This window comes from Actinoplanes sp. NPDC021490 (genome assembly GCF_055562135.1).
This window is the reverse complement of the sequence record NZ_JBVHFW010000011.1, coordinates 61,425-73,626: the sequence shown is the minus strand read 5'-3', so window position 1 is coordinate 73,626 and position 12,202 is coordinate 61,425. Positions and strand designations below refer to the sequence as shown.

12 protein-coding genes are annotated in these 12,202 nt (G+C 70.8%); 1 reads left to right on the top strand and 11 read right to left on the bottom strand.

Annotated features, from left to right (window positions below):
- Positions 1-6: 6 nt before the first annotated feature.
- The 4 genes from ACZ3I4_RS27020 to ACZ3I4_RS27005 all read right to left on the bottom strand — a co-directional run bounded on the left by ACZ3I4_RS27020 (position 7) and on the right by ACZ3I4_RS27005 (position 4,025).
- On the bottom strand, positions 7-1,236 hold the full coding sequence (locus ACZ3I4_RS27020) for an LCP family protein (RefSeq protein ID WP_465384820.1): 1,230 nt from the start codon (positions 1,234-1,236) through the stop codon (positions 7-9).
- Positions 1,237-1,367: 131 nt separating this feature from the next.
- A complete protein-coding gene (locus ACZ3I4_RS27015) occupies positions 1,368-3,041 on the bottom strand; it encodes a solute symporter family protein (RefSeq protein ID WP_465384819.1) in 1,674 nt (557 codons plus the stop codon).
- Positions 3,041-3,391 carry a DUF485 domain-containing protein gene (locus tag ACZ3I4_RS27010; RefSeq protein WP_465384818.1) on the bottom strand — a complete coding sequence of 117 codons (351 nt, stop codon included), beginning with the start codon at positions 3,389-3,391 and terminating at the stop codon, positions 3,041-3,043. The genes ACZ3I4_RS27015 and ACZ3I4_RS27010 overlap by 1 nt, the downstream gene beginning before the upstream one ends.
- Positions 3,392-3,518: 127 nt before the next feature.
- Positions 3,519-4,025: a flavin reductase family protein gene (locus ACZ3I4_RS27005; protein WP_465384817.1), complete on the bottom strand. Its 507-nt coding sequence runs from the start codon at positions 4,023-4,025 to the stop codon at positions 3,519-3,521.
- Between the two features lie 90 nt (positions 4,026-4,115).
- Here ACZ3I4_RS27005 and ACZ3I4_RS27000 point away from each other — a divergent pair, with 90 nt between their 5' ends.
- The gene (locus ACZ3I4_RS27000) at positions 4,116-4,346 is read left to right on the top strand and encodes a hypothetical protein (RefSeq protein ID WP_465384816.1); all 231 of its coding nucleotides are present in this window, start codon (positions 4,116-4,118) and stop codon (positions 4,344-4,346) included.
- A 6-nt stretch (positions 4,347-4,352) separates the two neighbouring features.
- On the opposite strand, the gene ACZ3I4_RS26995 is transcribed toward ACZ3I4_RS27000, so the two are convergent.
- The 7 genes from ACZ3I4_RS26995 to ACZ3I4_RS26965 form a co-directional block, all read right to left on the bottom strand.
- The gene (locus tag ACZ3I4_RS26995; protein ID WP_465385049.1) at positions 4,353-5,894 is read right to left on the bottom strand and encodes an ABC transporter permease; all 1,542 of its coding nucleotides are present in this window, start codon (positions 5,892-5,894) and stop codon (positions 4,353-4,355) included.
- Positions 5,895-5,941: 47 nt separating this feature from the next.
- Positions 5,942-6,721 carry an ABC transporter ATP-binding protein gene (locus tag ACZ3I4_RS26990; protein ID WP_465384815.1) on the bottom strand — a complete coding sequence of 260 codons (780 nt, stop codon included), beginning with the start codon at positions 6,719-6,721 and terminating at the stop codon, positions 5,942-5,944.
- Between the two features lie 43 nt (positions 6,722-6,764).
- Positions 6,765-8,387, bottom strand: coding sequence for a sodium/solute symporter (locus tag ACZ3I4_RS26985; RefSeq protein ID WP_465384814.1), 1,623 nt, complete (start codon positions 8,385-8,387; stop codon positions 6,765-6,767).
- Positions 8,387-8,803, bottom strand: a complete 417-nt coding sequence (locus ACZ3I4_RS26980; RefSeq protein WP_465384813.1) for a DUF485 domain-containing protein — start codon at positions 8,801-8,803, stop codon at positions 8,387-8,389. The genes ACZ3I4_RS26985 and ACZ3I4_RS26980 overlap by 1 nt, the downstream gene beginning before the upstream one ends.
- Positions 8,804-8,833: 30 nt before the next feature.
- Entirely contained in the window at positions 8,834-10,372 is a 1,539-nt protein-coding gene (locus ACZ3I4_RS26975; RefSeq protein WP_465384812.1) for a DUF4153 domain-containing protein, read from the bottom strand.
- Positions 10,373-10,437: 65 nt separating this feature from the next.
- On the bottom strand, positions 10,438-11,466 hold the full coding sequence (locus ACZ3I4_RS26970) for a HAMP domain-containing sensor histidine kinase (protein WP_465384811.1): 1,029 nt from the start codon (positions 11,464-11,466) through the stop codon (positions 10,438-10,440).
- The gene (locus ACZ3I4_RS26965) at positions 11,463-12,149 is read right to left on the bottom strand and encodes a response regulator transcription factor (protein ID WP_465384810.1); all 687 of its coding nucleotides are present in this window, start codon (positions 12,147-12,149) and stop codon (positions 11,463-11,465) included. Before ACZ3I4_RS26965 ends, ACZ3I4_RS26970 begins: the two co-directional genes overlap by 4 nt.
- Positions 12,150-12,202 lie beyond the last annotated feature (53 nt).

Below are 12,202 nucleotides of genomic sequence, written 5' to 3'. Positions count from 1 at the left end.
CGGGGCTCAGTTGCCGGCCGTGGCCGCCGACCCCTTCTTGAGGTTGGACGCCATCCAGGTGTCCATCTTGTCGGCCGCCACCGCCTTGAAGAGGGCGAGCGCCTTCTCTTTGTCGGAGACCACCACCGACTGGCCGTCGATGTTCTCGCTGCCCTTGTTGGGGCTGGTGATGAAGGTGAGGTTGTTGCCGCGGACGCCGCGCATCTCGGTCGCCATGTCGGTCAGCGAGAAATCGTTGTCGACCGTGACAGCCGCGGTGACCGCCTTGAGGAACGAGTTGAGCTTGGCCGGGTTGGTGATCGTGCCGCCGCTGGCCGCCTTGTCCATCAGCGCCTTCAGGAACTCCTGCTGGTGCTGCATGCGGGCGAAGTCACCCCGGGCGAACTGCTTGCGCTGACGCACCCAGTCGAGGGCCTGCTCGCCGTTCATGTGCATGGTGCCCTTCTTGAACACCCGGTACGGCTTGTGGATCGACGTGACGGTCTGCTCGACCTTGAGGTCGACGCCGCCGAGCGCGTCGGTGACCTCCTTGAAGCCGCCGAAGTCGATCGCCATGACGTGGTCGACCTTGACGTCGGTCAGGCACTCGACCGTGTGCACGGCGCGGGGCAGGCCACCGAAGGCGAACGCCGCGTTGATCTTGGCCCGGCCGCCGTCGCCGCACTCGGCCTCGTTGCTGCGCGGCACGACGACCCACAGGTCACGCGGGATCGAGATGAGCTGCGCGGATTTGTGGTCCTCGGGGACGTGCATGAGGATCAGCGTGTCGGCCCGCCACTTGCCGGCGCCGTCGTCCTTGGAGTCGGGGTCGCGCGAGTCGCTGCCCACCAGCAGGATGTTCTGCGCGCCCTCGATGGGCTTGGCCGGCCGGTCCGGGTTGATGCCGCTGAAGGCGTCGGTGCGCTTGAGGTCCTTGTCGAGCCCCGAGGCGTAACCGTAGAGCGAGATGCCCGCGATGATCGCGATGATCAGGACAGCCAGGCCGGCCAGCAGGGCGATCCGTCCCCAGCGGGGCTTGGGACGGCGTCCGCGATAAGAGGTGCCGCGGCCGGGATCGCCGGGAGGGGTGCCGCCGCCGCCTCCGCCGCCCGCGCCCCCACGGGGAGGCCAGTCGTCGCGCTGAGGCGACGCGTTGCCTCGGTATGCACCCGCAGGGCGGGCGGAGGCCCGGCCCGACGACGGGACAGAGGCTCGACCGGAACCGGAACTCCCGTAAGGGGACGTAGGCGCTGACATGAAACCAGATTACGTACCCCACGCCCGAACGCCCTGCCATCAAACCGACACGGCACGAAGTCGGGAGAACCCTCAGCAGGAAAAATGCGGGGCCGGCGATGGCCGGCCCCGCATGTCGAATTAATCCAGACTTAGTGCGCGCCGTGCCCGGTCAGCGACCGGACCTCGAGCTCGGTGTACTTCGCGGTGTCGTCCTCCTTCGAGATCACCGTGCCGATCCAGCCGCACAGGAAGCCGATCGGGATCGAGATGATGCCCGGGTTGGACAGCGGGAAGAAGTGCCAGTCGCTGTCCGGGAACATGGCGGTTGCCGAGCCGGAGACCACCGGCGAGAAGAACACCAGGACCACGGCCGCGATCAGACCGCCGTAGATCGACCACAGCGCGCCCGAGGTGTTGAACCGCCGCCAGAACAGGCTGTAGAGGATCGCCGGCAGGTTGGCCGAGGCCGCCACCGCGAACGCGAGCGCGACCAGGAAGGCCACGTTCAGGCTCTGGGCGAAGATCGACAGGGCGATCGCCACCGCGCCGATGACCAGCGCCGAGATCCGGGCGACCCGAACCTCGTCGCGCTCCGACGCCTCGCCGCGGCGCATCACGTTGGCGTAGAAGTCGTGCGCCACGCTCGACGAGGAGGCCAGGGTCAGGCCGGCCACCACGGCCAGGATCGTGGCGAACGCGACCGCCGCGATGATGGCCAGCAGGACCGCGCCGCCCGTTTCGCCACCGAAGTAGTCGATGCCGAGCACCTGAGCCAGCTGCGGTGCGGCCGTGTTGCCCGCCTTGTCCTGCGCGGTGATGTTCGCGCCACCCACCAGGGCCGCCGCGCCGAAGCCGAGGGCCAGGGTGAACAGGTAGAACGTGCCGATGATGCCGATCGCCCAGAGCACGCTCTTACGGGCGATCTTGCTGGTCGGCACGGTGTAGAACCGGGTCAGGATGTGCGGCAGGCCGGCCGTGCCGAGCACCAGCGCGATGCCCAGCGAGAGCAGGTCCATCTTGCTGTAGAAGGTGGCCGACGCGCTGGCCGACTCGACGCCGTAGCGCAGGCCCGGCTCGAGGAAGGCGTCCCCCTTGCCCGACTGCGCGGCGGCGTCACCGAGCAGCTGCGACAGGTTGAACTTGTAGTGCGCGAGCACCAGCAGCGTCATCACCAGGGCGCCGGTCATCAGCATGAACGCCTTGACGATCTGGACGTACGTGGTGCCCTTCATGCCGCCGACGATGACGTAGACGATCATCAGGGCGCCGACCATGATGATCGTGGCGACCTTGGCCGTGCCCGCGTCCATACCGAGGAACGTGGTGTCGGCCTTGATGCCCAGCAGCAGCGACACCAGGGCGCCGGCGCCGACCATCTGCGCGATCAGATAGAAGATCGACACCACGATGGTGGAGGCGCTGGCCGCCGTACGCACGGGGCGCTGACGCATCCGGAAGGCCAGCACGTCGGCCATCGTGTAGCGGCCCGAGTTCCGCAGGTACTCGGCCACCAGCAGCAGCGCGACGAGCCAGGCGACCAGGAAGCCGATGGAGTAGAGGAAGCCGTCGTAGCCGTACAGGGCGATCAGGCCGGCGATGCCGAGGAAGGACGCCGCCGACATGTAGTCGCCGCCGATGGCCATGCCGTTCTGGAAACCGGAGAACTGGCGGCCGCCGGCGTAGAAGTCGGTGGCCGTCTTGGTCTGCCGGCTGGCCCAGATCGTGATGGCCAGCGTGATGGCCACGAACACCAGGAACAGCGTGATGGTGAGGCCGCGGGAGGTGGAGGTGGAGACCTCGGCCGCAAGGAAGTGGGGTTCCATCAGTCCTCGACCTTCTTGTCACCGGTGCTCAATTCGGCGTGGATCTTCTCGGCCAGCGGGTCGATCTTGCGGGCCGCGTAGCGCGAGTAGTACCAGGCGATGAGGAACGTCGAGACGAACTGAAGCAGGCCGAAGACGAGCGCGACGTTGATGTTGCCGACGATCTTCGCGCTCATGAAACCGCGTGCGTACGCGGAGAGCAGGACGTAGAGGGCATACCAGAGGAAGAACGCGACCGTCATCGGGAAGACGAAACTGCGTACGGCATGACGCAGCCGGCCGAATTCCTCGGATTGCTGGACGGCCTGGTACCCCTCCGTGGAGGAGGACGAGGGCACTTCGGTAGTCACCGGGGTTCACCACCTTCGAAGGTGAGGGCGGACTTTCCGGCAACCTATGAAGAACTCGGGCCACCTGAGACCGACCGGTCAGCCCCTGCGCCAAGTGGCCGTCTGACTGCGCTGAGCGGGTCGAAGGTCAACCACCCAGCGTGTGATATCGACCGCGATAGTGGATCAGCGGGTCGGCCGAGGGTCCGGCCTCGACCCGCTCGATCACCGCCTCGACGAGCAATGCCCAGCCCACGACCCGCGAGGACTCGAGCCGGCAGCCCGCCCACGTGCGGGCGCCCGAGGGCACCGGGCCGTAGTCGGTGTCGGCCCAGTCGTCGCCGGCGAACAGGCCGCCGGGCGCGGGCATCAGGCCGGCGAACCGGTCGGCCAGCTGCCGGTCGGCCGGGGTCAGCGCGACCACCGCGAACCGGCGGCTCCGCTCCGCCGCCTCCCAGAAGTCGCTCTCGTCGTCGATCAGCCCGAGCATCCGGCCGGGGTCACCGTCCGCGACGAGCGCCGACGACACCGTGAGTCCGGCCGGTCCGGCGGTGGTCCAGAGCGTGACCGGGGCGGCCAGGCGCCCGCGCAACCGCCGCACCGCGGACTTCTCCTCGTCCGGGGTGGCGAAGGGGTCAGTGGAATGAATCGTCACGGGCACCATTCTCGCTTTGGTTACAGAAGGTGCACATAGCTATCCCTCTGCGTTGATCAACAATTATCTTCGTCCGGAAGGAGGTCGCCCGTGCATTCGCAAGTGCAGCTGGACCCGGGAGTGGTGCTGCACATCGACGGTGAGGCGAGCGTCCAGTTCGACGGCGGACGGGCGTTGACCTTCCGCCTGATCCGGGTCGACCAGCGCAGCACCTACGACGGGTGGCTGTGGCTCGAAGGCTATGTGCTCGGCCCGGGCGGCGCCGCGTTGCAGAGACGCCGCATTTTCGTACGCCGGGATGGCCTGCGCCCGGCCCGGTGAGACGCGTCAGCGACCCGCGGTCACGGCGGCCAGCAGATCGGGCATGCGCCGGTCGAGCCAGTCGCCAGCCACACCCGAGCCGATCAGGTACGCCCCGCAGCCGAACGCCGCCCCGGCCGGCAACCCGATCCACAACCACACGTCGCCCAGCGCGTACGCCAGGATCTGCAGCGGCACGGTGGCGATCAGCGTGCCGAACATGACCGCGATGGTGAGCAGGCCCTTGGCCATCCCGCCGCCCGACGAGACGGCGAACGGGCTGGTCGACTCGGGCAGCGAATAGGCCGCCCGCACCGACATCGGCAGCACCAGCCCGAGGCCCGTGCCGTAGGTGGCGATCAGCAGCCCCAGGTCACCCGCGATCCGTTCGGGCCGCCCCGACACCGCGCCCACCACCACGGCGACCAGCAGCAACAGCGGCAGCACGAACAGCGCGTGGGCCGTCGCCCGGGAGTGGATCTCGACCCGGCCCGGAACGCCGGCGGTGATGTTGGCCGCGTACGCGCTGCCCTCGTACCCGAACTGGTTGGCCATCGCGATCGCCGCGATCGCGCCGACGAAGACCGCCATCGGCCCCGCCGGTCCACCGCTCAGCGAGATCGAGATCGGCAGGAACAGCCCGGCCACGAAGAACGTGATCAGCGCGGCCCGCCGCCGGGTCTCGCGCCACCAATACCGGGTCTCGCGGGCGACCAGCGCGCCGAACCGGGTGCGCGGCAGCCGCCGTCCGAGCAGCAGATCGGTCGGCGAGGCGATGTCCCCTTCATTGCCGGTGCGCCCCCGGCTCTCGGTGCCGACCATCGCGCTCTCCAGCGTCGCGCTCCACCACCAGAGCAGCCCGGCGATGGTCCCGGCGACGATCAGAAGCTTCAGCGGTACGGCCCACAGGCGTCCGTCGGCCACGTCGAGCCCCACCGAATAGGGCGCGCCCAACGGCGTCCAGCCCAGCACGTCGGCCAGCACGGCGAACGCGTTCCAGTCGGCCCGCTCGGCCCCGGCCAGCAGGGCCAGCTGCAGCGGACCGAGCAGCGCGGCCAGCACGGCGAACATGACCACGGCCAGGTCGCGCGACCGGCGCGAGCGCAGACCGGTGGCGAACGCGCTGGTCACCGCGCGGCTCAAAGCAACGCAGATCAGCAGGCCGCCGAGGATGCCGGCCAGCTGGGCCAGCGCGGCGCCGGTGCCGCCCAGGTCGGCCGCGGTGCTGACCATCCCGGCCGTGGCGGCCAGTGTGGACAGCGCGGGCAGACCGGCCAGCGAGGCCGCGAACAGCCCGGTGATCAGGGTGCGGCGGGGCAGCGGAAACAGCGCGAACCGGGCCGGGTCGAGCGACTCGTCGACCCCGAAGAAGATGAGCGGAAGCACCAGCCAGCCCACCACAAGGGCCGAGCCCCCGAGCTGGAGCAGCATCCCGGCGGCCCGCTCGTCACCGGCCACCCCCGGGATCGCGAAGATCGCATAACCGGCGATCGCCATGAAACCGGCCATCACCGCGCCGAGCACGAACAGCACGACCCGGGCCGGGCGGCCACGCATGCCGTTGATCATCAGCCGCAGCTTGAGCCGCACGAACCGGCCGACGCCGGGGGCCGCCGTCACAGCCACGCGAGCTCCGAGCCGGTGCTGACCCGACCCCCGACGACCTGCACGAACACCTCTTCCAAAGACCGGTTTCCGCGTACGGCCTCCAGCGTGCCGTGCATCCGCAGGACGCCGTCGGAGAGGATCGCGACGTGCGAGCAGAGCCGCTCGACCACCTCCATCACGTGACTGGAAAAGATGACCGTGCCGCCGCCGGTGACGTACCGCTGCAGAATGTCGCGGATGCGGGCGGCCGAGACCGGGTCGACGGCCTCGAACGGCTCGTCCAGCACGAGCAGCCGCGGCGCGTGCAGCAGCGCGCAGGCCAGCCCGATCTTCTTGCGCATGCCGGCCGAGTAGTCGACGACCAGCGTGCGGTTGCCGGTGCCGAGCTCGAGCACATCGAGCAACTCGCGGGCCCGCTGGTCGACGGTCGCCGCGTCCATGCCGCGGAGCAACCCGTGATAGGCCAGCAGCTCGGGGCCGGTCAGCCGGTCGAAAAGGCGTACGCCGTCGGGCAGCACCCCCAGACGGGCCTTGGCCGCGGCCGGATCGGCCCACACGTCCGACCCCAGCAGGACGGCGTGCCCGGCGTCGGGCCGCAGCAGCCCGACGGCCATCGAAAGCGTCGTGGTCTTGCCGGCGCCGTTCGGCCCGAGCAACCCGTAGAAGGAACCGGCGGGCACTTCGAGGCTGACCCCGGAGACCGCGAGCTTGGTGTCGAACCGCTTGACCAAACCGCGGAGCGACATCGCCGCGGCCTGGTCCCCCTCGCGTGGAGCCGGCACCGTCATGGTGAGCAACCTATCGGCTTGCCCCCGGCCGTGACCAGCGCAATCAGAGCCGCAGGGCCTCCGGGGCGTGCAGCCGCAGCATGGTCGCGCCGACGTCGGGCGGGACGCGCCGGCTGGTCAGCAGGGAACCGCTGATCATCACCAGGAAGGCCAGCGGGACGGTCCACGCGGCGGGCTGACCGACGGCGTCGGCCAGCCAGCCGTCCAGCGGCGGGCCGAGCACGGTGATCAGCACGGCCGCGATCGAGGCGCCGCCACCGGCCACGAGACCGGCCACCGCGCCGACGTCGGTCAGCCGGCGCCACCAGATGCCGAGCACGAGCAGCGGGCAGAAGCTCGAGGCGGCGACCGCGAAGGCCAGGCCGACCACGCGGGAGACGTCCATGTTGGAGACGTACAGCGACAGCAGCACCGGAACCGAGGCGGCCAGAACCGTGGCCAGGCGGAAGTCCCGGATCGAGCCGCCGCGGCCGGCCCGCAGCACATCGGTGAAGACGACCCCGGCCACGCTCGTGAGCAGGCCCGACGAGGTGGAGAGGAAGGCGGCCAGCGCACCCGCGGTGACCAGGGCGCCGAGCAACTGGCCGAGGTGGCCGCCGCCCAGCGCGGCCTCGGGCAGCAACAGCACCACGGCGTCGGTGCGACCGGTCATCAGCAGCTGCGGGGTATAGATCCGCCCGAGGACGCCGTACAGGGTCGGAAGCAGGTAAAACGTGCCGACCAGGCCGAGCACGACCAGCGTGGTCCGGCGGGCCGAGGCGCCGTCCGGGTTGGTGTAGAACCGGACGAGCACGTGCGGCAGACCCATGGTGCCCAGGAACGTGGCCAGAATGAGCGAATACGTGGCGAACAGGGAACCGTCGCCGCCCGGGAGCAGCCAGTCGGCGCCGAAGTGGGCGTCCACAGTGCTCACCTCGGGCACCGGGGCGCCGGCGTCATAGCTGAGCTGCTGGCCCTTCTCCAGGGGAACGCCGTCGACCAGCGCGTCCTGCTCGAGCACGACCGTGGTCGCCACCGGGAAGGTCGCGCCGACGTCGGGGGTCACCGGTGGGCGGCCGTCCGACTGCCACTGCAGCGCCAGGAAGATCACCGGGACGGCGAGCGCGGTGAGCTTGAGCCAGTACTGGAAGGCCTGCACGAACGTGATCGCGCGCATGCCGCCGAGGGCCACGTTGGCGGTCACCACGGCGCCGACGAGCAGGGCGCCCCAGGCGTACGAGCCGCCGGTGACCGTGGTGAAGGTCAGGCCCGCGCCCTGCAACTGGGGCACGAGGTAGAGACAGCCGATGAACACCACGAACATGCTGGCCAGCCGGCGCAGCAAGGGGGAGCCGAGGCGTACCTGGCAGAAATCGGGCAGCGTGAAGGCGCCCGACCGGCGCAGCGGCGCGGCCACGAACAGCAGCAGCGCCAGATAGCCCGCGGCGAAACCGACCGGGTACCAGAGCACGTCGACGCCGTAGCGCAGGATCAGCCCGGCCACGCCCAGGAACGAGGCCGCCGAGAGGTATTCGCCGCTGATCGCCGCGGCGTTCCAGGCCGGGCTGACCGAACGCGACGCGACCAGGAAATCCGAGGTGGTGCGGGCGAACCGCAGGCCGTACACCCCGATGCCGACGGTCACCAGCACCACGACGACCAGACCGGGGACGAGGTACGGGTTCATCACGGCTCGGGCCGGCGGATCAGCGCGACGAAGTCCTGCTCGTTGCGTTCGGCCCAGCGGACGTAGGCCCAGCCCACGCCGATCAGGAACGGGAACGACAGCAGGCCGAGCAGCAGCCACGGCAGATACACACCGAAGATCTTGATGCCGCCCACGCCCGGGGCCACCGCGAACAGCAGCGGCAGGGCGCCCAGGCCGGTGACGACCACCAGCGCCAGCCGCAACGCGAGCGCCAGCTGGGCCCGCATCAGCCCCTTGACCAGCGCCTCGCCGACGGGCGTCTGCTCCGCGAGGTCGGTGCCGGCCCGGTCGGCGGGCCGCCTGCGGGCCGCCGCCTCACCGAGGACCACACGCGTACGCCGGGGAACTGTTGGATCTTCCCCCGTGCTCGGCGTGCTCCGGTCGTCGGCGGCCATGCCCGGAGTCTGGCCGCCGACGGCAGGATGTCAAGGGGTGCAGTCGTACGTGGGGTTGCCGTGGGTGGCGATCAGGACCCGGGCCCGGGCCAGGCCGACGTTCCAGCTACGCCAGTCGTCCGACATGCTCATCGAACCGGTGTTGAGCCGCCCGAGCACGCAGAGGAGCTGGTTGTTGGTCAGCCTGCCCGACTCGGTGAGCGCGGGCACGGCGTCGGGCGAGAGGTCACCCAGATAGCTCAGGTCAACCGGGCGGTCACCGTGCGGCTGGACGTTGCGTTCGGCGATCATCCCGTCCGGGTTGGCCACGGCCAGGCCGATCAGGGCCGCGACACCGGCCGCGATGGCCACCCGGGGCAGCCACGGCGCCCGGATCCGGCGACCCGCGATCAGGACCAGCAGCAGCACGAACACGAACCACAACTCGCAGCAGAAGACCAGCAGGCGCAGGCGGGTCAGGCCGTACTCGGCGGTGTAGAGGACGATGCGGTGGACCGCGGTCGCGGCGATCACCAGCGTGAAGCCGGTCAGCGCGCCCAGGATGATCCGGATCAGCCGGCGGTCGGCCGATTCGGCCCGCGGCGCCCAGCGAGCCGCACCGGCCAGCACCAGCAGGGTCAGGCCGACAACCCAGCTGAGCTGCCAGAACCCGCTGCGCGCCTCGTCGGCGTACTCCTGCACGCGGAAGTCCCCCCGGAACAGCGTGAGCGCCTGAACGGCGACGAACAGGCCGAAGAGGACGGTCAGCAGGCCGAGTGGAACGGCCCATTCCCAGCGGTGCACCTTGCGGCCCTCGGTGCGGTCCAGCCGGGAGACGTCGGGCGGGGCGACCCGCAGGAACGCGGCGCCGCCGATGCCCATGGCCGCGAAACCGCCCAGGAAGATCCACCGGAACACGGTGTCGACACCCAGGTCGGGCACGAGCCGCTCGAGGGCATCGGCGAAGGTGCTGTCGGCCGAGGCCAGCAGCGCACCGAACGCGAAGAGCAGGATTGCCGAGACGACGGCGGTGGCCACGATGCGGACGCGGCCGTTGCCCAGCCGCTCGTCACCCGGGCGGGACAGGCCGCGGGCCAGCCACGGGACGGCTCGGAAGGCGGCGAGGTACGGCATCGCGTACGCCACGAAGATGCTGCGCATCGAGCGCCCGCCGGCCAGGGCGAGCGCCGCGGTGAGGGTCGCCACCACCACGCACAGGGCGAACAGCCAGCCCGCCGAACGGAACGTGCCCACGGCGAGCAGGGCGATCGTGGCCGCGGCCCAGCCGAGCTGCTCGGCCCGGAACCGGGGAACCGGCCGGTTGACCAGGGGCGCCGGGCCGCCGGTGACGCGGGCGACGCCGGCCACGGAGACGGCCGCGACCGCCGCGATCGCGGTGAGCAGCCAGCCCACGCCCGGGCTGTCGATCGGAAGGCAGAGAGCCGCGACGGCGGCGGCCCCCGCGACCGCCGCAACCGTGATCATCGAGGCCGGGCGGCCGGGGCCGGACCAGAACCGGCCCCACGGGGCGGTCGACGGCCACGGGCCTTGCCGGGCCGGCGTCGGTGGGGCGGATGCGGCCTGGCTCATCGTTTTTTGGGCAGGGGGCATCGTCACGACGTACCTCAATTCCGGGTTGCGGGGTTTTCGGCGGCTTACTTCAGGGCGCGCGGAAGCTCCACATTGATCTGGCAGCCTGGGCGCTCGGGGTCGACCGCGGCGATCGTGCCGTGGTGCAGTTGCACCACCCAGCGGGCGATCGCCAGCCCCAGACCGGTGCCGCCACCGCCCGGCCGTTCGCCGCGGGTGAACCGCTCGAACACCCGGTCGCGTTCCTCGGGCGGGATGCCCTCGCCCTCGTCGGCCACGGCGATCAGCACGTGATCGTCGCGGCGCTCGGCGCGGACCTGCACGGTGCCGCCGGGCGGGCTGTGCCGGGCCGCGTTGTCGAGCAGGTTGGCGAAGACCTGGTGCAGCCGCTCCCGGTCGCCGGGCACGACGATCTCGGGCGCGGAAACCTTGAACCGGACGTCGCGGCCGCTGCCCGCCGCGTTGACCTCGGCCTCGCGGACGACGCCGTCCAGGAACGAGGCCACGTCGATCGGATGGCGTCTGAGCGGGGCCACGCCCGCGTCGATGCGGGACAGGTCGAGCAGCTCGGTGACCAGCCGGCCGAGCCGCTCGGTCTGGGCCAGCGCGGTCTGCATCATCTCGGGTTCGGCCTTGGCCACCCCGTCGACGATGTTCTCGAGCAGGCCCTGCAGGGCGGTGATGGGCGTACGCAGTTCGTGCGAGACGTTGGCGATCAGCTCGCGTCGCTGCCGGTCGGCGGCGGCCAGGTCGGCCGCCATGTGGTTGAAGGCGGCGGCCAGCTCGCCCACCTCGTCGGCCGAGGTGGCGCGGACCCGGCGGTCGTAGTCGCCTTCGGCCATCGCCCGGGCGGCCGCGGTCATCTCCCGCAGCGGCGACGTCATGCCCCGGGCCAGGAACTGCACGATCGTCACGCCGATGATGGTGGCGGTGACGCCCGTCCAGATCGGGAACCAGCCCAGCCACAGATAGAACCAGATGAGACCGCTGAGACCGCCCGCCAGCAGCACCATGACGATCTTCATCTTGATCGACCGGACCGGGTCGAGCGGCCGGGGCAGCCACTGCAGCGCCCGTACGATGCGTTCCCTCATCGCTCGACCTCCAGCGCGTACCCCACGCCGTGGACCGTACGGATCAGGTCGGAGCCGAGCTTGCGGCGCAGTCCCTTGATGTGGCTGTCGACCGTGCGGGTGCCGGACGCGTCGGCCCAGCCCCAGACGTCGGCCAGCAGCCGTTCGCGGGGGAGCACCGTACGGGGGTGGGCGGCCAGGTGCACGAGCAGGTCGAACTCGGTCGGCGTCAGGTGGGCTTCGACACCGGCCCGCAGAACTCGCCGCTCGGCCTGGTTGATCTCGAGGTCGCCGAACCGCAACGTCGGCGGCCCCTTCGGCGCCACGGTGATCTTCTGAGCCCGCCGCAGCAGCGCGTGCACCCGGGCGGCCAGTTCCCGCATCGAGAACGGCTTGACCATGTAGTCGTCGGCGCCGACGGCCAGGCCGACGAGCAGATCGGTCTCGTCGTCGCGGGCGGTCAGCATCAGAATCGGGACCGGCCGCTCGGCCTGGATGCGGCGGCAGACCTCGAGGCCGTCGAAGCCGGGCAGCATGACATCGAGAACGATCGCGTCGGGCGGCGTACGGCGGGCGGCTTCAACCGCCCCCGGACCGTCCCCGGCCACCTCGACCAGAAACCCTTCGGCCCGCAGCCGGGCCGCAACCGCTTCCGCGATGGTCCGCTCATCCTCGACAACAAGAACGCGCCGCTCCGTCTCCACGCCCGCACCCTCTCCACCCAGGCGGCCGGTGGCCCCCCGTGACCCACCGACCG

Bases quoted from the DNA above. Each gene is read 5' to 3' on its own strand.
- ACZ3I4_RS27020 (WP_465384820.1), bottom strand. From the start codon at position 1,236: ATGTCAGCGCCTACGTCCCCTTACGGGAGTTCCGGTTCCGGTCGAGCC.
- ACZ3I4_RS27015 (WP_465384819.1), bottom strand. From the start codon at position 3,041: ATGGAACCCCACTTCCTTGCGGCCGAGGTCTCCACCTCCACCTCCCGC.
- ACZ3I4_RS26995 (WP_465385049.1), bottom strand. From the start codon at position 5,894: ATGATCAACGGCATGCGTGGCCGCCCGGCCCGGGTCGTGCTGTTCGTG.
- ACZ3I4_RS26990 (WP_465384815.1), bottom strand. From the start codon at position 6,721: ATGACGGTGCCGGCTCCACGCGAGGGGGACCAGGCCGCGGCGATGTCG.
- ACZ3I4_RS26985 (WP_465384814.1), bottom strand. From the start codon at position 8,387: ATGAACCCGTACCTCGTCCCCGGTCTGGTCGTCGTGGTGCTGGTGACC.
- ACZ3I4_RS26980 (WP_465384813.1), bottom strand. From the start codon at position 8,803: ATGGCCGCCGACGACCGGAGCACGCCGAGCACGGGGGAAGATCCAACA.
- ACZ3I4_RS26975 (WP_465384812.1), bottom strand. From the start codon at position 10,372: ATGAGCCAGGCCGCATCCGCCCCACCGACGCCGGCCCGGCAAGGCCCG.
- ACZ3I4_RS26970 (WP_465384811.1), bottom strand. From the start codon at position 11,466: ATGAGGGAACGCATCGTACGGGCGCTGCAGTGGCTGCCCCGGCCGCTC.